This window comes from Deinococcus roseus (genome assembly GCF_014646895.1).
Lineage (GTDB): Bacteria > Deinococcota > Deinococci > Deinococcales > Deinococcaceae > Deinococcus_C > Deinococcus_C roseus.
Genome location: NZ_BMOD01000007.1, coordinates 95,093 through 113,401 on the forward strand (window position 1 = coordinate 95,093; position 18,309 = coordinate 113,401).

Sequence of the window (18,309 nt, forward strand, 5' to 3'; positions counted from 1 at the left end):
CCAGCAACTCGCAAGGGGGCAAAGATGCACCTCGGAATTGACCTGGGCACCGGCAGCATCAAAGTCGCCCTGTTTGGTGAAGCGGGTCGCTGCCTCAGGCAGGGAAGCCGCAGTTACGCCATCCTTTCCCCGCAGAAGGGCTGGGCAGAAACCAACCCCTGGGACTGGTGGGTGGCTGCTGGAGAAACCGTCCTGCAGGTGGTGGGGCATTTTGGCCCCAGCGTGAAAAGCATCGGATTGTCCGGTCAGATGCACGGCGTGGTGTTGACTTCAAGAGAAGGAAACCCCCTGAAACCCGCCATCTTGTGGGCCGACCAGCGCAGCAGCATCACCCTTGAGGCCTACCGTCACCTCCCCGAGAGCATGGGTTCAGCCCTGAGAAACCCCGTGGTTCCTGGCATGGCGGGTCCCATCCTCTTGTGGCTCAAATCCTTTGAATCTGCTGTTTACCACCAGGCCCGCTGGGCATTGCAACCCAAAGACTGGCTCTGCTTGCAGTTGACCGGACACGTTCACACCGACCCCTCTGACCTGTCCGGCACCCTGCTCAGCGATCCAGCACACGACCACTGGAATTTTGAATTGCTGAAGGAACTGGGACTCAGGGAAGATCTGTTTCCTCCGGTGTTGCCCTCCCGGGCCCTGGGGGGCACCTTGCTTCCTTCAGCAGCCAGGCACCTGGGTCTCCCAGAAGGCATCCCGGTTGCAGTGGGAGCTGCCGACACCGCAGCGGCACTGCTCGGCACTGGACTCCCGGAAGGCCAGCTGCAACTCACCATTGGCACTGGGGCACAACTGGTGCTGAAGCATCAGCACCTTCCCGACACCCACCCCACCTTGCAACTGTACCGCACCGCCGAACAGAGAGGCTGGTACAGCATGGCAGCCCTGCAAAACGCAGGATTGGCCCTGGAGTGGGTGCGGAGCGTGTTGCGTCTGGACTGGCCCACCTTTTACACCCTCGCTGAGCAAGCCCCGGCGGGTTCGAAAGGCCTGGTGTTCCTCCCCCACCTGACTGGCAGCCGCACCCCCCACCCCACCCAGGCCAACAGAGGAGGATGGATGGGGCTGGGTCTGGAGCACGACCTGCCCTGCATGGCCCGTTCGGCTTTCGAAGGGGTGGCCCTGTCGATCACCCAGGGCTTGCAGGTGATGCCGCCCGCACAAACGGACATGGTGCGGCTTGCTGGAGGAGGCACCACCCACCCCTGGTGGCAACAGTTGCTGGCCGATCTGCTGCAAAAGCCGCTGGAAGTGATTGACACCACTGGTGCTTCCGCCAGAGGCGCGGCCCTTCTGGGTGAGGCAGCCATGAAAGGTCAGCACCCCCAATTCGCGCAGGCACAGATCGCCCAGACCGTTTTGCCGAACCCGGAGTTTCCCCACCAGCACCTGCTGGAGCGGTTTGGGCAGGCGTTCCAGCAAGTCAACAGGCCCCACGGACCACGGCCGCTGGACTGACGTTTAGGAGAATACCATGTTGAGCAATCCGGGCACCGTCCCCACAAAAAAGAAAAACAAAACCGCCCCCATGAACCTTTCTGCTTTCCTGCTGGTTCTGCCTGCCCTGGTTTTTTTGATCGTGACCACCCAGGCCCCGTTCATCATGACGGTGTACTACAGCTTCTTCCGCTGGAACCTCACCATCCCCGGTGAACGCCCCTTTGTGGGCCTCAGCAATTACCTTGCACTGTTCACCGAAAGCCAGAACCTGCATGTGATGCTCAACACCGTGGTGCTGATGCTCTCTGTGGTGGCACTGACTGTCCTGATTGGCGGCACCGTGGCCTTGCTCCTCAACCGCCGGTTTCTGGGCCGGGGTGTGGTCCGGACGCTTTTCATCAGCAGCTTTCTGGTGATGCCGGTGGTGACCGCCGTGGTCTGGAAGAACATGCTCCTCAACCCCGTGTTCGGCTTCTTCGCCTGGGTCAACCAGCAACTGGGTCTTCCGGTGGTGGATTATCTGGCCACTTACCCCATGCAAAGCATTGTGGCAATGGTGACCTGGGAGTGGACCCCCTTTGCCGCACTCATTTTGCTCACCGGTCTGCAGTCCATTCCAGAAGACCAGCTGGAAGCGGCACGGCTGGATGGGGCCACCCCGTTGCAGGAGTTCTGGTACGTGATTTTGCCGAACCTGACGAAGTCGCTGGAAGTGGTGATTTTGCTGGAAACCATCTTCCTGATGCAGGTGTACGGGGAGATTTACACCGCAACTTCTGGGGGACCTGGGATCTCCACCACCACCATTCCCTACTTCATCTACCAGAAAGCCTTTGCCGAGTACAACATCGGTCTGGCCAGTGCTGCCGGAGTGATTGCCGTGTTTTTCACCCAGGCTGTGGCCTCAGTGGTGCTCCGCATGATCGGCCGCAACATCCAGGGGGCAAGAGCATGAGTGTCCGTCAAGAAACCACCGTTAAAGCTTCCACCGACAACAGCCGGGCCTGGATGCACATGCTGCAGGGCTCCCTGATGACCGTCCTGACCTACCTGATCCTGTTTCTGTTCCTGTTTCCGCTGATCTGGATGATTGCAGCGGGCTTCAAAACCGAAGCGCAGGCCTTTTCCATTCCACCCGTGTTCTTTTTCACGCCCACATTGGAGAACTTTGAGCGGGCCCTGGGGACCTACACCCCCTTCCTGAAAAACGCCCTGATCGTGGTGGGTGGTTCGACCCTGCTGGCGTTTTTGCTTGGCGTTCCTGCTGGATTTGCCATGGCCCTTTATCCGGGGAGACGCACCAAAAGCACCCTCTTGTGGGTGCTGTCCACCAAGATGATGCCCCCGGTGGGTGTGATTGTTCCCCTGTTCCTGATCTTCCGGGACACCCACCTTCTCGACACCCACCTGGGTTTGATGTTGATGTTCACCACCATCAACCTGCCCCTGGTGGTCTGGATGGTCCACTCCTACATCTCTGAGATCCCTTACGGCATTTTTGAGGCCGCCAAAGTGGACGGTGCGAACATCCTTCAGGAGTTCTTCCAGGTGGCCCTGCCGCTGGCCCTGCCAGGCATTGCTTCGACAGCCCTGCTCTGCGTGATTTTCGCCTGGAACGAGGTGTTCTTTGCCCTGAACCTGACCTCATCGGACGCTTCTCCGGTCTCAGTGTTCATCAGCTCCTTCAAGACGTCCGAAGGTCTGTTCTGGGCCCAGATGTCTGCAGCTGCAACGCTCACCATTGCCCCGGTGATGGTTTTCGGCTGGTTCGCCCAGAAGCAACTGATTCGTGGCCTCACCTTTGGGGCCGTCAAATGACGAAGATGCATGCTGCGGTGATCACGGCAAAAAACACCATCGAATACCAGGATGTCTCAAAGCCACAGCCTGGGCCCGGTGAGGTGCTGATTCAGGTGGAACTGGCCGGGGTGTGCGGCACCGACGCTCACCTGCTGGGAGGGCACTTTCATGCCCGGTTCCCCCTGATTCCCGGGCACGAAATCGTGGGCCGGGTGGTGGAACTGGGCAAAAACGTCAAGGGTTTTTTTGAAGGGCAGCGGGTGGTGCTGGATCCAGATTTGAACTGCGGGACCTGCGTGATGTGCCAGAGGGGCATGCGCCACCAGTGCCTGAATTACGAGGCGATTGGCGTCACCCGTGCGGGAGGGTTCGCTCAGTACGTGCTTGCCCCCTCAAACGTGGTGTATGACGCAAACGACCTGGACCCGGAAGTGGCGGTGTTTGCCGAGCCGCTGGGCTGTGTGGCCTGGGGCATCACCCGCCTGAAACCTGAGCCCGGTTCGACTGCACTCCTTTATGGTGCAGGGGGCATTGGACTCTTGCTGATGCAGGCCCTGCTGGCTTCAGGGGTGAGTGAAATCACCGTGGTGGACACCCAGCCTGAACGACTGACCCTGGCCAGACGCCTGGGGGCCAGGCAGGCTTTCGTGGCCTCCAGCAGCACCGATGAGCAATTGCGCGACCTGTTCCCCCACGGTTTCGATGTGGTCACAGAAGCCACGGGTGCACCAAAAGTGCAACAGCACATGGTGGGGCACGCCACCCCTGGAGGCAAAATCCTGTTTTTTGGGGTGGCCCCTGAAGACGCGATCATCGAAGTGAGTCCCTACGAGATGTTCAGGAAGGATTTGACGGTGCTGGGGAGTTTCTCCCTGAATGCCACCGTTCCCCTGGCCCTCCGCTGGCTGAGGAGTGGCCGGGTGCAGGTTGAGCGCCTGATCACCGAGACGTTGCCGCTCAACCTGCTGCACCAGGGGATCCAGCAAAAAATCGCTGCCGATCCCCACCACATCAAAGCGGTGGTGGACCCTTCTCGCACCACTGGAGTCTGGGCGACATGACGGCCTGCAGGGGTGCTTTCACCAGGCCTTTGAGGGCACATCCATGACCAACATCAAAGCGGTCGCCAAACGTGCCGGAGTGTCCCCCAGCACCGCCAAGCGGGCCATCAACGAACCTGAAAAGCTCTCTCCTGCTTTGCTGCACCGGGTGTTGCAGGCCATCAAAGAATTGGATTACGAGCCGGACCTCACTGCCCGGGCCCTGAGGCAAGGCCACACGCTCAACGTAGGGTTCCTGGTGCCGGACCTGGTGGAGCCGTTCAGTGCCCAGCTGGCCCAGGAGGTCAGCGTGCGGCTGCAGCACACCCCGCACATCCTGCTGCTGGCGAACTCCAGCCACCAGCCTGACCTGGAGCGGCACAACCTCAAACGGTTCTCGGGGCAACGCATCAGTGCACTGATCATCCGGCCGTCTTACGGCAGTGGGAACCTGGATTACCTGCTGAAGATGAAAGACAAAGGCACCTACATCATTGAGGTGGACCATCACCTGCCAGACAGCCCATTTGACCATGTGATGCTGGACCACGAACAGGCCATCCGTCTGGGCCTGGACCACCTGACTGCACTGGGGCACACCCGCATTGCGTGCCTCAGCACCCCTTCCCGGGAGGGGCTGCTGGCGGGACGGACCTTGATGTTTGAGCGGGAGATGGCGGCACGGGGCATTCCGGTGCCCCCACTGTACCGGGAAATCAACCGGCACAGCACCGAGGATGCGTACCGCTTCACCCGTCATTTGCTGGGCCTTCCAGATCCCCCCACGGCCCTTTTTGTGCTGGGAGGACTGGAACTGCTGGGGGTGCATCAGGGCATTCAGGATGCAGGGCTCAGTGTGCCCGGAGACATTTCCCTGCTGGCTTTCGATGAGGATGCCTGGACGTCCCGCATGAAACCCGGGATTGATGGGATTGAACAACCGGTGGGGATGATCGGAGAGACCCTGGTGCGTCAGGTGCTCAAAAACACCCCTGCACCGGTGGAACCCTTGCAACTGAAGTTGCCGGGGCGTTTGATTCAGCGGGGGAGTTGTGCTCCGCCCAGGGGTCGCTGAGCTTTCAGGTGTGGAGCAAGGTACCATTTGCAACACAAAGCAACAGGCCCCACATCTGGATGTCCTGTGCAGGCAATGTTCTGGTTGGACAACATATAAATGTATGCGTTTACATTTCAGATTTTGGAGATGAATTGTGACAACACCGGCCAATCCATCCGCGTCCACCTCTGGATTGACCTCCACCCAGCGGCACGAGTTTCTGAAGTTCCCAGATGTGGATGATTTCGTGCTCGGCAGGTACGATCAACTCTCTGGCCCGGACCTTCGGTTGCTCTCTGACCTGGAAGACCCGGCCCAGAAACTCGGTGTGGCGGTGCTGATCACCGTGATGCGGCACATTGGCAGAAATGCCATGACCGTGACCGTCCCAGAAGTGGTGCTCTTTGAAGTTGCCCTGCAGTTGGATTGTGACCCCACTCTGTTTTCGAGGTACCAGAAGACCTGGAGGAAGCAGGGTAAGGAGCATACCCACGCCCGCAAGGACTGACCCCTGCAGGGATCACTGCAGCACTTCAGTCAATGCTGCTGGAGACAACTCAAGCTGATGCCAGGACACCAGTTGCTTCACTTGGGCCAACCCGGCCGTGGGCACCAGGCACACCCAGCCTTCCTGTGTGCTGCCTTCCCGGTACAGCACCACAAAACAGTGGGAAGCCTGTGACTCCAGGTGCGCCACCAGGGCCTCCAGCAGCCCCTGCTCATGGCGGGAGGCCGTCAGGAAAACCTCCGGGGTCAGGGGCAGCCCAAAATGCTCAGTGGCCACCACCACATGGGGTTTGCTCCAGCCAGACATGCGAGGTCCAAACAGCCACACCATCTCCGATTCGGCCATGACCAGGTGCGCAGCCTCCATGGGCATGTTCCACACATGTTGGATGAGGTCAGTGGAGTTCACCCTGTCCTCCTGCACATCAGGTGCCGCCTTTGATTTGCTCTGGCCGTGGTCATGGTCCACCTTAGCAGTTGCCGTCTGACAACACCCTCACACCTGCACAGAACTGCAAACCCCCAGGGTTTCCAGCCACCCCATCCGGCATCAAACCAGCTCTGGTTTGAAAATTTCCATTCAGGTTGCGACCTGCAACACCAGCACACACGGCCTCCATGAAGGCACCCTCACAGACACCTGTTCTCCTGAAACCTGCACCTGATGGGTCAAACCGTGCGCACCCCCCACACTGAGCACCCCTGAAAAGATGACCGCTTCATTTTCCTACAATGCTGAAGGGCTGATGCAGGGTCTGCAACCTTTTTGCAGGATTTTTGCGGTTCTGCTTGCCATTTGCCAGAATCAGAGCATCCCACTGGATGTCATGGATCCCCTCAGGAGAACAGCGTGTCCACCCTTGGTTTTGATTTTCAGGATGTCTTCGTGCCATTGTGTCCCCTGGAGTTTGCGGTGCGTCTGGCACACCTTGCTCCGAACGACAGGGGCGGGGTGCACGAGATCGCCTGGAACTGGCAGGATGCAGACCACAGCCTCAAATCCCTCACCATCCCCACGCTCAATCTGTTCCGAGGGCAGACCGAGACGCACCACTCCCAGATTCTGGAGGTTCTGCAAGTCGCCTTGCACTGGTTGTCCCGGCATTTCACCCCTTGAGATGGAAGTCAGGTTTCATGCCAGGCTTCTGGCCCCCATAAAGAATCCCAGGCTGGACACCAGCGATGCCACGGTGCGCACATGATTCCACCTGTTCCAGTTCAGCAGGTAATGCTGCCACTGGGTGGGCAGGTCGGCGCTTCCTGCCTTCAAGGTGGCCAGTTGCTCATTGAGCGGCACATTCAGCAGCACCGTGACCAGAAACATGCCCAGCAGGTACAGCACCGCACTGCCCAGCACCAGGGGAACCTTCCAGCAAAAAAAGACCAGCAGCAGGGCAATGAAGGCGGTTCCCATCAGCAAACCCAGGAACACCGATCTGAGCACGGTGAGGTTGATCTGTTGCATCGCTTTGACGGCTTCCACTGCAGGCAGGTGGGCCAGGGCAGGCATCACCACAGCAGAGAAGGCCAGAAACACTCCGCCCACGGCAGCAATGCTCACTGCCAGGGCCACCAGCACGGGTCCCCAGTTCATGTGGGGCTCCGGTGGCTGGTTTTGGTTGGGACGGTCTGGCTGCACCGGGAAAGCTGCTGGGCAGGACCATTGAGGGCTGTGTGAAATGACATTTGACAAGGGATGTTCTGGAACTTTGACATGGCTCCTCCAAATGTGAGGGTTGCTCACCTTGCAAAACATGATAATTCCTCATATTCTGAAAGTCAAGGAGCCACCATGACCCAACGCACCGCCCGCACCCCCACACAACAGCGCAGCAGGGAACGCCAGGAACGCATCTTGCAGGCCAGCAGCGAATTGATTGCCGCCCATGGCAGCGACCTGTTGCGCATGGCCGAGGTCGCCCAGAAAGCAGGCATCCCCATTGGATCGCTCTACCAGTACTTTCCAGACAAATCCAGCGTGATTCAGGCCCTGGCAGAACGCTTCATTGCAGAAGGCCAGCAGTGCAGCCAACAGGAACTCTCTCAGGTAAAACACCCTGAAGATCTGCCCAATGCCCTCAGGCGCATCACCGAGGGCTACCACCAGATGTACCTCGCCGAACCGGCCCTGCGCGACATCTGGGGGGCCACCCAGGCCGACAAGGTGCTGCAGCAACTTGACACCCAGGACATCGAAGTGCATGCTGCCATGCTTTGCGCTGTTCTGGAGCGGCTTTACCCTGGACAGCCAGCAGCTGACCGCTCCATGCCTGCTCTGGTGTTGATGCAACTCATCACGGCCACCGTGCGCTTTGCCCTCAGCTTCAGTCCGCCACAAGACCGCCAGGTCCTGGAGACCTTCCAGCACATGGTGGTGGAGCCCTTCTGCCAGCAACTGGCAGGCCCGGCCTCCTGAACAGCAAAACACCAGGGGACGGGACTCCCCTGGTGGCGCAGTTGAGGTGGGCTTCAGGCACGGAGGGCTGCGGGAACGCAGAAAAAGCTTCTTCCAGCGTCGCTTTGCAGGCTCAGGACGCCACCTGAGCAGGAACGCGGTCCAGAAATCCAGTCACAGACTGCAGCAGGCCGTCAGGGGTGAGCACCACAAAATCCGTGCCTTCCACCACCACTTCCTGCCCTGCAGGCCCCATGCCCCAGCGAAAACGGGCGCGGTCCTGGTGGGCATCCACCGTTCCGAGCAGGGTGAACTGGAATCCCGGGTATTTCTGTTGCAGCCCCGAGATCATCTGGTCGATGCCTGTTCTGCCCTGCCCCTGCATCAGGGGGTCCACATAATGCGCATCCGGGCTGAAGGAGCGCTGGATCAGCTCCTGGCGCTGGATTGCGTTGGTTTCGTTCCATGCAGCGATGTACTGTTCAATCAGGGTCTGGACATTCATGGGGGCTCCTTCGGTGGACCGTTCTGGTTGCTTCCCGGTCACCTGAGGCAAGGATAGCCCCTCCCCTGCCCAGAATCGATGACCTCAGAGGTCATGGCCTGCATGACTTCTGCAAGGTACCATGGAAGCATGACGCAAAGCAGGGGGACAACGCAGCAGGTGGGTTCTTTGTTGCGGGCGTGGCGGCAACGGCGCAGGCTCAGCCAGATGGATCTGGCCCTGGAAGCAGACATTTCGACCCGGCACCTGAGCTTTCTGGAAACCGGGCGCTCCCAGCCAAGCCGCGAGATGGTCCTGAACCTCGCCACCCACCTGAATGTTCCGCTCAGGGAGCAGAATTTGCTTTTGACCGCAGCAGGTTACGCTCCGGTGTTCCCTGAACGCCCCCTGCACGATCCTGCGCTGCAGGCGGCCAGAAAAGCCCTGGATTTGATCTTGCAGGGACATGAGCCTTACCCAGCCCTGCTGGTGGACCGGCACTGGAACCTGCAGGCCATGAACCGGGCGATTCCTGCCTTGCTGGAAGGTTTGCCCGCAGATCTGCTGCACCCTCCCGTGAATGTGTTGCGTCTGGCTTTGCATCCTGAAGGTCTGGCTCCTCGCATCGAAAACCTCTCTGCCTGGAGGGAACACCTGCTGGAACGCCTGAAACGTCAGGTGGTGCTGACCGCAGATGCTGCACTGATCCAGCTTCTGACCGAACTGCAGTCTTACCCTGCACCTGCCCGCACCCGAGAACTGGCCCCTTTCTCTGATCTGGCCGTGCCCCTCAAACTGCGCACCCCTGAAGGCACCCTGTCTTTCATCAGCACCACCACAGTGTTTGGAACGGCAGTGGAAGTGACCCTCTCGGAGTTGACCCTGGAAACCTTTTTCCCGGCGGATGCCTTCACGCTGCAGGTGCTGCAAAACCAGCAATGGAAACCCTGATTCTGGCTGAGCCAGAATCAGGGTTTCCAGACCAACCCGGCAAGCTACGGCACAAAATACAGATCGGTCAGCAAAGAGGAATTTTCCCAGGGTTCCTGCTCCCCTGCGGTTTCGGTCAGCACATCCTGACGCACCCGTTTGAACACCTGCTCCACCGTCAATCCGGGGGTCAGCAGGTGTTTGCCCAGGGCTCTGGCATAAGGGCTGTTCAGGCCCGAGCCATCTGCAGCAGGCATGCCTGGCGCTGTGGCAAAAGCAATCAAAGTTCCCCTGGAGGCTTTCATGGCAGCCAGACCGTCGTTTTTGAGGTCTCTGGTGTTCTTGAGAAAAGGGTTGGTGCGGCAGGCATCCAGGATGATGAGTTTGGTGCGCACATACTCCTGGTCCATCTGGTCCAGCACAAAATCCACCGTCACGGTTTCAAAATCCACATCCTGCAGCGCTTTCAACTGGGCATCCACCGGAACCATGCGGTTCACTCCAGAAACCTGCAGGCCATGCCCGGAATAATACAGCAGTCCCACATCTGCATCGGAGAGGGCCTGTCGGAACTGCCGGATCACCTGATCGAAGCTGTTCTTGGTGACGTTGCTGGCCAGCAGCACTTCAAATCCTGCCTGTTTCAACTGTTGTGCAATCAGTTTGGCGTCCCGCAGAGGGTTTTCCAGTAAGGAGGCATTCTGGTAGTTTGCGTTTCCAATCACCAGGGCCACCCGTTTCTCCAGCCCTTTTGTGGGGGCTGTTGCCTGGGTGTTCAGGATGGGATCTGCAGGTTGCTGTGGAGCGGAAAGGGTGGCCTGGGCACTGTCCTGGAAGAAACCCTGTGTGGGATCTGCAAAACCAAAAACACTGAGGGTGCTGGCATCCTGGATCTGTCCGCTGTCTGTGATGAGTGTACGGCCATCGTCTGAGACCACGAAGTTGCCAAAGCAACGGTCTCCCAGAGGGAATTCATTCAAAACCGTTCCGGTGGAGGGCTGGATGTGCTGCAAGGACATGCAATCCTGATGGGCCAGCACCGTGCCGTTTTTGCCCATCCTGAAATGGGGGCTGCTGACCCCGTAAGCTGCCATCTGCTGTCCAGTCTGGGCATTCCAGATGCGCAGGGTTCTGTCTTCGCTGCCGGTCAGCACCTGTTTTCCATCGGGACTGAAGGCCACCACCCGCACAGGTCGGGTGTGGCCAGAGAAGATTTTCAGGGTTTCTCCGGTGCCTACGCTCCACAAACGGGCAGTGCTGTCCTCACTGCCGGTGAGCACCTGCTTCCCATCCGGACTGAAGGCCACCGAGGTGATGGGCTGTTTGTGGCCCGCGAAGATTTTCAGGGTTTCTCTGGTGTTGACGCTCCACAGGCGGGCGGTGGTGTCCTTGCTGCCAGAGAGCAGGAATTTGCCATCCGGGCTGAAGGTCGCAGCCGAAATCAAATCTGAATGGCCTGCAAAAGTCTTGAGGGCTGCTCCACTCTGGGCATCCCACAGGCGCAGCGTGTAATCTCCTGCGGTGAGCACCTGTTTCCCATCTGGACTGAATCCCACCCAGGACACCGTCCCTGCGTGCCCACTGAGGGTTTTGAAGGGGGTGCTGGTGCCGGTGTTCCACACCAGCGCGGTCAGGCCACTTGCAGTGATGAGCTGCCTGCCATCTGGACCCAGACCCAGGGCATTCACTGCAGATTTGTGTCCCAGCAGGGTGTTGACGGAAGTGCCAGTGTCAGCGTTCCACAGCTGTGCAGTGGTGTCTTCACTGCCGGTCAGCACCTGTTTTCCATCGGGACTGAACGCCGCCGAATAAACGGCACCCGTGTGTCCTGCAAAAACCCTGAGGGCTGCACCTGTAACAGCGTCCCAGAGTTGAACCGTGTGGTCTTCACCGGCGGTTAGCACCTGCTTGCCGTCTGGACTGAAGCCCACCGAATAAACAACACCCGTGTGGCCCGCAAAAGTCTTGAGGGCTGCTCCCGTGGCAGCATCCCACAGGCGGGCGGTGCTGTCCCGGCTTCCGGTCAGCACCTGTTTGCCATCCGGGCTGAACACTGCTGCAAAAACAAAATCAGTGTGTCCGATGAAGGTTTTCAGGGGTGCACCTGTTCCAGCATTCCACAAATGGGCCACATGGTCACTGGTGGTCAGCACCTGTTTTCCATCTGGACTGAACACCACAGAAAAGACCCGACTGTCGTGCCCCCCGAAGGTCTTCAGGCTGGTTCCTGTTTGCGCGTCCCACAACTGGGCGGTTCTGTCGCTGCTCCCCGTCAGGACCTGTTTTCCATCTGGGCTGAACGCCACCGCTTCCACCGCCAGACGGTGCCCGGTAAAGGTTTTCAGGTGGGTTCCTGTTTGCACGTCCCACAACTGGGCGGTTCTGTCGCTGCTCCCCGTCAGGACCTGTTTTCCATCTGGGCTGAACGCCACCGCATCCACTTCTTCGCTGTGTCCTGCCAGCACCCGCAGGACCTTTCCAGTGCCAGACTCGGCCAGAAAAAGGTAACGGTCCACGGTGTAAGCCAGGATCTTTCCATCGGGGCTGAAGGCCACCGCATACACCTCATCCGGGTGTCCCTTCAGGGTGCGCTGCAGCATGGGCGTGCGGGTCAGCAAGCGAGGCTGTCGAACGCTCTGGTTCTGCCAGGCAGCAGGCAAAACCAGCATGGGGTTCTGGGCCGGAAGACCGTACTGTTCGGTGAAGCGCTGCATCAGGTTGTTCACCCTGGGTTGCAGGTCCTCAAAAGTGATCTGGGGATTTTGCAGAACCACCTCTGTGAGGCTGCGGCTGAACAGCCCTCCATGGGCCGTGCTCCAGCTGGTTTGCTGAGGGGAAGCAGCGCCAAGTTCAAGGTAAGCCACTGGATCAGCCACCGGGGACGGACTGGAGGTTTCAGCAGCCTTGCAGGTGGGCTGACCGGGCAGGGGGGGTTTGAATTGACTGCGGGGCTGCTCATCTGCCATGGAGAGGATCCCCACGGCCCGCCTGAGGGGATCCCCAAAAGCGGTGTCCAGCACCAGCATCACTTTCCCGGCAGGCATCTGCTGCAACACCCTGCGGACTTCCTGGATGGGCAGGGTTTGCTGGTCGGGCAGCACCAGAACGTCCTGGCAGAGCTGCACGCCCCCCTCACCTGTCACAGGCAACCGGGTGCCCCGACCCGACAGGTACACCAGCACCTGATCCTGCAACTGAACCTGCTTTGTCCAGTCCTGCAACAGGTTCAGCACGCCTTCCCGGGTGGCTTGCCCATTTTGCAGAACCTGCAGGTCAGCAGGCTGAAAGCCCAGCGCCTGGGAAAGGCTGGTGACCAGGGGGACGTTGTGTGCGTTTCCCGGAAGGTCAAGTGTGGGATCCTGGTAAGCACTGATGTTGACCATCAGCGCCCGGTTGCTGGCCCCCGCAAAGCCCAGCAGCAGAACAGAAAGGGTAAGGGTCAAAATGCGTTTCATGGGGCCTCCGGGAAAAGAATGTTTCATTGTGTCATGTCCGCCATGGACAGAAGCACAACCTGGGTGAACATCAGGCGTATCAACTCCAGATGCCCTCCGTTGAATGAATCAGCATGGGGCACCTCTGGAGCAGGCAGAATGTGCAGGACTCAGCAAGATCGGGGATGGGATTCCACTTGCCTTGTTGTTACGGATCAGGGATTCAGAAAGTTTCCCGGATGCCCGGCGAAAGGGGACCTCTGGGTTAGACAGGTTCCAGTCCTTGCAAATCAAAAGACCCCTGTACCAGGGGTCCATCTTGAGGATCAAACATGCCATGCACACCGGAAACAGGCTGGATCAAAGAAATTTTTTCTCCTCCTGCTGCTTCTTCAACTGGGGGGTCTTCTTCAAAAACCGCAGGGCGAACAGCACCAGCAGCACGCCCGCAGCCATCAGGGATTCGGTGTGGTCTTTTTTTACGGACCACCAGAAGTGCAGCACCCCCAGCGCCCCCACCAGATAAGTCAGGCGGTGCAGGGCCTGCCAGCGCACAAACCCCATTTTTCGCACGCTGTCTTTGCGGCTGGTCAGCACCAGGGGAATGAGCAGCAGCAGGGCGGTGAGACCCACGGTGATGTACGGACGTTTCAGGGCGTCTTGCAGGAAGTCCAGCAGTCCCGGACCCCGGTCCAGCAGGTAAATCCCCAGGTGAACCAGGGCATACAGCGCTCCAGTGAGCCCGAGGGTTTTGCGCACCCTTGCAGGCCACAGCAAGCGGGTGCCCAGCCGGGAGGCCAGCAACCTCAAGGGGGTGCAGGCCAGCGAGAGCAGCAGCAAAACCAGGGCCAGCAGGCCGGTTTGCTGCTCGGCACGCTGCAGGGGGTTTGCGCCCAGTTGCCCGGTCCAGAAGTCGTAAAACAGCACAGGCAAAGGCAGCAGGGCACCAAGGGTGGCTGCGTAAGACACCCAGGCCGTGCGGGCAGGCATTTTGCCAGCAGCTTTGCCCTGCACTTTCTGCCGGGCAGATGAACTCAGAAATACCTCCTGAGGTCCATGCCTTTGTACAGGTGGGCGACCTCCTCGGCGTAGCCATTGAAGGGCAGGGTGGGCCTGCGGGCCAGTTCTCCAATGCGGCGCTCGGTGGCCTGGCTCCAGCGCGGATGGTCCACTTTGGGGTTGACGTTGGCATAAAAGCCGTACTCATCGGGGGCAATCAAACTCCAGGTGGTGGTGGGTTGCTTGTCGGTGAGGGTGATGCGGGTGATGGCCTTGATGTTCTTGAACCCGTACTTCCAGGGCACCACCAGCCTGAGGGGGGCACCGTTCTGGTTGGGCAGGATTTTGCCTTCCAGACCCACAGCCAGCAGGGTGAGGGGGTGCATGGCTTCATCGAGCCTGAGGCCCTCCACGTAAGGCCAGTCCAGAACACCTGCCTTGACCCCGGGCATCTGTTTGGGGTCAGCCAGCGCAGTGAATTTCACGTAACGGGCTTTGGAGGTGGGTTCAATGCGCCTCAGCAGCGCCGCCAGCGGAAAGCCCATCCAGGGAATGACCAGACTCCAGCCTTCCACACAGCGCATGCGGTACAGCCGGTCTTCCAGCGGAAACCAGCTTTGCAGGGTGTCGATGTCCACGGTCTGGGGTTTTTTGACCATGCCGTCAATCACCACCGACCAGGGGCGGGTTTTGAGCTTCCCGGCATTGCGGGCCGGATCGGATTTCTCAACGCCAAACTCGTAGTAGTTGTTGTACCCGGTGATGTCTTCCAGGGCGCTCATGGGTTCGCTGGTGTCGTAAGGGCCCTGATAGATTTTTTTGCTGGGGGCCGCCAGAGCGGCGGCGGCGGCCATTCCGGGTCGGCGGGTCAGCAGTTCCAGACCTGTGGCCAGTCCCAGGGCTCCAACGGTGGTCAGCACCCCCTGTCTGAGGATTTCACGGCGGGTCTTGAGTTTGCTGGATGGATTGGATGGATTGTCCTGGGGATTGTCCTGGGGGTCATCTGGGTTCATGGGTCCTCCGAAGGGGTGAGCAGTCTTTACAGGGGATACGGAAGAAGGGGGACAGAAAGTTCATTTTTGCAGCTTTGATGTTTTGGGAAGGGCTGTGGGGTCTGCAGGTTGTTCTTTGCATTTTATGTTGTTGTGCTGTCAAAGAAAGCATGATGTTGTGGAGATTGGATTCCCCGCCCCTTTCACACCACTCCTTCAGACTTCACTATGTTTTTTATAGCGAAATGTGCTATACTTTTCATATTGAGGAAAGGATTTTTCCCGAATCCATCGTCTTTCCTCCAAGGAGACCCATGACCCCTCATCCCAGAAAAATCGGCTTCCTGACCTTCGGTCACTGGCAGGCCGCCCGTGGATCCCACACCCCCACAGCACAGGACGCATTGCTGCAAACCATCGAACTGGCCGCAGAAGCAGAACGCATTGGACTGGATGGAGCCTTTTTGCGGGTCCACCACTTTGGCAAAAACCTCTCTGCGCCCTTCCCCCTGCTGTCTGCAATGGCCGCCCGCACCAGACGCATCGAACTGGGAACGGCCGTGATCGACATGTGCTACGAGAACCCCCTTGCCATGGCCGAAGAAGCCGCCATTGCTGACCTGATCAGCGGCGGCAGATTGCAACTCGGACTGAGCAGGGGTTCCCCCGAACCGGCCTACCACGGCTATGAAGCCTTCGGGTACCATGCCCAGGACGGAAAAACCATTGCAGATCTGGCCCGCGAGAAAACCGAGCAATTCAGGGCTGCCATTCAGGGGGCAGGGGTGGTTCCTGCAGATGCTGGAAACCGTCCCTCTGCAGGCCTGCTGACCGTCCAGCCCCAGGCTCCAGGGCTTGCAAACCGCATCTGGTGGGGCGCAGGCACCCGTGACACCGCCACCTGGGTGGGCGAGCAGGGCATGCACCTGATGAGCTCCACCCTGCTCACCGAGGACACCGGGGTGCCTTTCGGGGAACTGCAGGCCGAGCAGATCGCACTGTTCCGGCAGGCCTGGAAGAAAGCCGGACACGCTGGAGAGCCGCGCGTGTCGGTGAGCCGCAGCGTGCTGCCCATCACCAGTGACTTTGACCGTGCCCTGTTCGGACAGGACAGCAACCGGGACCAGGTGGGCATCCTCGATGGGTCACGTTCCCGTTTCGGACGCAGCTACAGCGGCGAACCCGACCGCATCGCTGAAGAGTTGCGTCAGGATCCTGCAGTGCAAGCCGCAGACACCCTGCTTTTGACCGTGCCCAACCAGCTCGGGGTGGAATACAACAGCCGCATGCTGCAAACCATTGCCCGGCACATCGCACCTGCCCTGGACTGGCGTCCGGCAGCAGAAGCCCTGACCAGGGTTTAAACCCGTCTTTCTCGGATCATGTGACCAGATGGGATGGAGAGGCGGGAAGCTGCACCGTGACGCAGAGCCCGCCTTCCCTTCTGGGAGCAAGGCTGAGCTTTCCATCGTGTGCCCGCGTGATACTCCCTGCGATGGCCAGACCCAGACCGACCCCAGCATGGTCGCTGGCCACCCGTTCATTTCCGCGCAAAAAAGGCTCTGAAAGCATCGACACCCGTTCTGCAGCAAGCACCTCGCCGGTGTTCTCAACAACAATCCTCACCCCAGCCGCATCAACGCCGGTGGTGACCCACACGGTGCCTTCGGGCAGGTTGTGGACAATGGCGTTGTGCATGAGGTTCATGACCAGTTGCAAGAGCCGGGCAGGTGAACCGGTGGTGAACGCCATGTCGCCCGAGGTCTCCAGGGTGACCCCGCGTTTTTCTGCGAGGGGAAGGAGCGTTTCGTTGGCTTCTTCTGCAAGGAGGGACAGGTCAACGTGCTCCCGGTGGAAAGACCGCTGATCGGCACGGCTGAGCAGCAACAGGGCTTCTGTGAGGCGAATGGCACGGGCATTGACGGTTTGCAGGCGCTCCACCAGATCAAGGGGATCAAGCTGTGGATTCTTGCGGGCCACTTCCAGCAGGGTCTGCATGATGGCCAGAGGGGTGCGCAGTTCGTGGGAGGCATTGGCAGCAAACCTCTGCTGCTCGGCAACGTGTGCCTCGAGTTGTGCAAGCATGGCATCAAAACTGTCGGCAAGCTCCCGGAACTCATCTGCTGGGCCTTCCAGCCGGATGCGGTGGGAGAGGGCACCCGTGGCAGCCCGGCGGGTGGCCTGGGTGATCAGGGTCAGGGGGGCCAGCATGCGCCCGGCAAGAAACCACCCACCCAGCACCCCGAAAAAGAGCAGGAACCCCAGCACCGCGTAGGCTTTCGGCAGAAAAGCCCGCGCCAGATCCGAACGGTTGGGGATGAACGGAAGTCCAGGACGAATCCGACCGTCTTTTTCCAAAAGGTCAGGTTGCCAGGGCTGGATGTAGGTCTTCTCCGGAACGTAGCGCAGCAGAAACACCCACACGATGGCCAGCAGCAATGCCCCCGCCAGCATCAAAAACCCCGCATAACTGAGGGTGAGTTTGAGGCGAACGCTCAGGCCCCTTTTTCTATTCACCCTCCAGCTCCGCAGGTACTGGTTCCGGGGAAGTGCCCATGCGGTAACCCACCCCGGGCACCGTGGAAATCAGCCAGGGTTCACCGAGCCGTTTGCGCAGGGCAGAAACCGTGATCCGCACGGCATTGGTGAAAGGGTCAGCGTTCTCATCCCAGGCCTGGTGCAGCAGGTCTTCGGAACGGACCACCCCGCCTTCCGCAGCCACCAGAATTTCCAGCACCGCGAACTGCTTGCGGGTCAGGGCGACATAACGGCCCTCCCGGTAAACTTCCCGGCGGAACGGGTCCAGACGCAGTCCCAGCAGTTCCAGCACCGGGGGCCTGCTGTGGGCACGCCTGCGGTCCAGGGCCCTGAGCCGCAGCACCAGTTCTTGCAGCTCAAAAGGCTTGGTGAGGTAATCGTCTGCGCCAAGTTCAAACCCGGAAGCCTTGTCGTCCAGCCGACTGGCTGCGGTGAGCATCAGGATGGGCATGCCACTGCCTGACGCAACAATGCGCCTTGCCACCTCGTCCCCGGAAGGTCCGGGAATGTCGCGGTCCAGTATGGCAATGTCGTAGCTGTTGATGTTCAGCAGTTCCAGGGCGGTGTGACCCTCTCCGGCAATGTCGGCAGCCATGGCTTCCAGGCGTAGGCCATGCTGGATGGCGGCTGCCAGGTCAGCTTCATCCTCCACGATCAGCACTCGCATGCCTTTCAGATTAGCAGCCGCGA

Annotated in this window: 18 protein-coding genes; 10 read left to right on the forward strand and 8 right to left on the reverse strand. The window is 59.7% G+C overall.

Translation table 11 applies throughout. From position 1 onward, the window contains the following. The first annotated feature begins 24 nt into the window (after positions 1 to 24). The 6 genes from IEY52_RS11360 (at position 25) to IEY52_RS11385 (ending at position 5,848) form a co-directional block, all read left to right on the forward strand. Positions 25 to 1,461 carry a xylulokinase gene (locus IEY52_RS11360; RefSeq protein WP_189002806.1) on the forward strand — a complete coding sequence of 479 codons (1,437 nt, stop codon included), beginning with the start codon at positions 25 to 27 and terminating at the stop codon, positions 1,459 to 1,461. Positions 1,462 to 1,477: 16 nt separating this feature from the next. Next, on the forward strand, positions 1,478 to 2,398 hold the full coding sequence (locus IEY52_RS11365) for a carbohydrate ABC transporter permease (RefSeq protein ID WP_189002807.1): 921 nt from the start codon (positions 1,478 to 1,480) through the stop codon (positions 2,396 to 2,398). After that, a complete protein-coding gene (locus IEY52_RS11370) occupies positions 2,395 to 3,261 on the forward strand; it encodes a carbohydrate ABC transporter permease (protein WP_189002808.1) in 867 nt (288 codons plus the stop codon). The genes IEY52_RS11365 and IEY52_RS11370 overlap by 4 nt, the downstream gene beginning before the upstream one ends. Next, positions 3,258 to 4,304: a zinc-dependent alcohol dehydrogenase family protein gene (locus tag IEY52_RS11375; RefSeq protein WP_229684744.1), complete on the forward strand. Its 1,047-nt coding sequence runs from the start codon at positions 3,258 to 3,260 to the stop codon at positions 4,302 to 4,304. The genes IEY52_RS11370 and IEY52_RS11375 overlap by 4 nt, the downstream gene beginning before the upstream one ends. 43 nt (positions 4,305 to 4,347) lie before the next feature. Next, the gene (locus IEY52_RS11380) at positions 4,348 to 5,358 is read left to right on the forward strand and encodes a LacI family DNA-binding transcriptional regulator (RefSeq protein WP_189002809.1); all 1,011 of its coding nucleotides are present in this window, start codon (positions 4,348 to 4,350) and stop codon (positions 5,356 to 5,358) included. 136 nt (positions 5,359 to 5,494) lie between these two features. Further along, entirely contained in the window at positions 5,495 to 5,848 is a 354-nt protein-coding gene (locus IEY52_RS11385) for a DUF4158 domain-containing protein (RefSeq protein WP_189002810.1), read from the forward strand. A gap of 12 nt (positions 5,849 to 5,860) precedes the next feature. On the opposite strand, the gene IEY52_RS11390 is transcribed toward IEY52_RS11385, so the two are convergent. Then, positions 5,861 to 6,256, reverse strand: a complete 396-nt coding sequence (locus IEY52_RS11390) for a hypothetical protein (protein WP_189002811.1) — start codon at positions 6,254 to 6,256, stop codon at positions 5,861 to 5,863. 441 nt (positions 6,257 to 6,697) lie between these two features. Here IEY52_RS11390 and IEY52_RS11395 point away from each other — a divergent pair, with 441 nt between their 5' ends. Continuing rightward, complete coding sequence (locus tag IEY52_RS11395; RefSeq protein WP_189002812.1) at positions 6,698 to 6,964, forward strand: hypothetical protein; 267 nt, start codon at positions 6,698 to 6,700, stop codon at positions 6,962 to 6,964. A 15-nt stretch (positions 6,965 to 6,979) separates the two neighbouring features. On the opposite strand, the gene IEY52_RS11400 is transcribed toward IEY52_RS11395, so the two are convergent. Beyond that, positions 6,980 to 7,441, reverse strand: coding sequence for an anthrone oxygenase family protein (locus tag IEY52_RS11400; protein WP_189002813.1), 462 nt, complete (start codon positions 7,439 to 7,441; stop codon positions 6,980 to 6,982). A 198-nt stretch (positions 7,442 to 7,639) separates the two neighbouring features. On the opposite strand from IEY52_RS11400, the gene IEY52_RS11405 reads away from it, so the two are divergent. Then, the gene (locus IEY52_RS11405; protein ID WP_189002814.1) at positions 7,640 to 8,263 is read left to right on the forward strand and encodes a TetR/AcrR family transcriptional regulator; all 624 of its coding nucleotides are present in this window, start codon (positions 7,640 to 7,642) and stop codon (positions 8,261 to 8,263) included. 112 nt (positions 8,264 to 8,375) lie between these two features. Here IEY52_RS11405 and IEY52_RS11410 read toward each other — a convergent pair whose 3' ends face one another. Further along, positions 8,376 to 8,747 (reverse strand): nuclear transport factor 2 family protein, encoded by a 372-nt coding sequence (locus tag IEY52_RS11410; RefSeq protein ID WP_189002815.1) that lies wholly within the window; start codon positions 8,745 to 8,747, stop codon positions 8,376 to 8,378. Positions 8,748 to 8,876: 129 nt separating this feature from the next. Between IEY52_RS11410 and IEY52_RS11415 the strand changes: the two genes are divergently transcribed. After that, positions 8,877 to 9,677 (forward strand): helix-turn-helix domain-containing protein, encoded by an 801-nt coding sequence (locus IEY52_RS11415; RefSeq protein WP_189002816.1) that lies wholly within the window; start codon positions 8,877 to 8,879, stop codon positions 9,675 to 9,677. A gap of 44 nt (positions 9,678 to 9,721) precedes the next feature. Here the strand turns inward: IEY52_RS11415 and IEY52_RS11420 are convergent, their stop codons facing one another. The 3 genes from IEY52_RS11420 to msrP form a co-directional block, all read right to left on the reverse strand. Further along, positions 9,722 to 13,111, reverse strand: coding sequence for a caspase family protein (locus IEY52_RS11420; protein WP_189002817.1), 3,390 nt, complete (start codon positions 13,109 to 13,111; stop codon positions 9,722 to 9,724). A gap of 339 nt (positions 13,112 to 13,450) precedes the next feature. Further along, positions 13,451 to 14,080 carry a protein-methionine-sulfoxide reductase heme-binding subunit MsrQ gene (msrQ, locus tag IEY52_RS11425; RefSeq protein ID WP_189002818.1) on the reverse strand — a complete coding sequence of 210 codons (630 nt, stop codon included), beginning with the start codon at positions 14,078 to 14,080 and terminating at the stop codon, positions 13,451 to 13,453. A 44-nt stretch (positions 14,081 to 14,124) separates the two neighbouring features. Next, positions 14,125 to 15,102: a protein-methionine-sulfoxide reductase catalytic subunit MsrP gene (msrP, locus tag IEY52_RS11430; RefSeq protein ID WP_189002819.1), complete on the reverse strand. Its 978-nt coding sequence runs from the start codon at positions 15,100 to 15,102 to the stop codon at positions 14,125 to 14,127. A gap of 293 nt (positions 15,103 to 15,395) precedes the next feature. Between msrP and IEY52_RS11435 the strand changes: the two genes are divergently transcribed. Then, positions 15,396 to 16,445, forward strand: coding sequence for an LLM class flavin-dependent oxidoreductase (locus IEY52_RS11435; protein WP_189002820.1), 1,050 nt, complete (start codon positions 15,396 to 15,398; stop codon positions 16,443 to 16,445). A gap of 16 nt (positions 16,446 to 16,461) precedes the next feature. Here IEY52_RS11435 and IEY52_RS11440 read toward each other — a convergent pair whose 3' ends face one another. Continuing rightward, positions 16,462 to 17,598: a sensor histidine kinase gene (locus tag IEY52_RS11440; protein WP_189002821.1), complete on the reverse strand. Its 1,137-nt coding sequence runs from the start codon at positions 17,596 to 17,598 to the stop codon at positions 16,462 to 16,464. After that, a complete protein-coding gene (locus IEY52_RS11445; protein WP_189002822.1) occupies positions 17,591 to 18,286 on the reverse strand; it encodes a response regulator transcription factor in 696 nt (231 codons plus the stop codon). Before IEY52_RS11445 ends, IEY52_RS11440 begins: the two co-directional genes overlap by 8 nt. Positions 18,287 to 18,309: the final 23 nt, after the last annotated feature.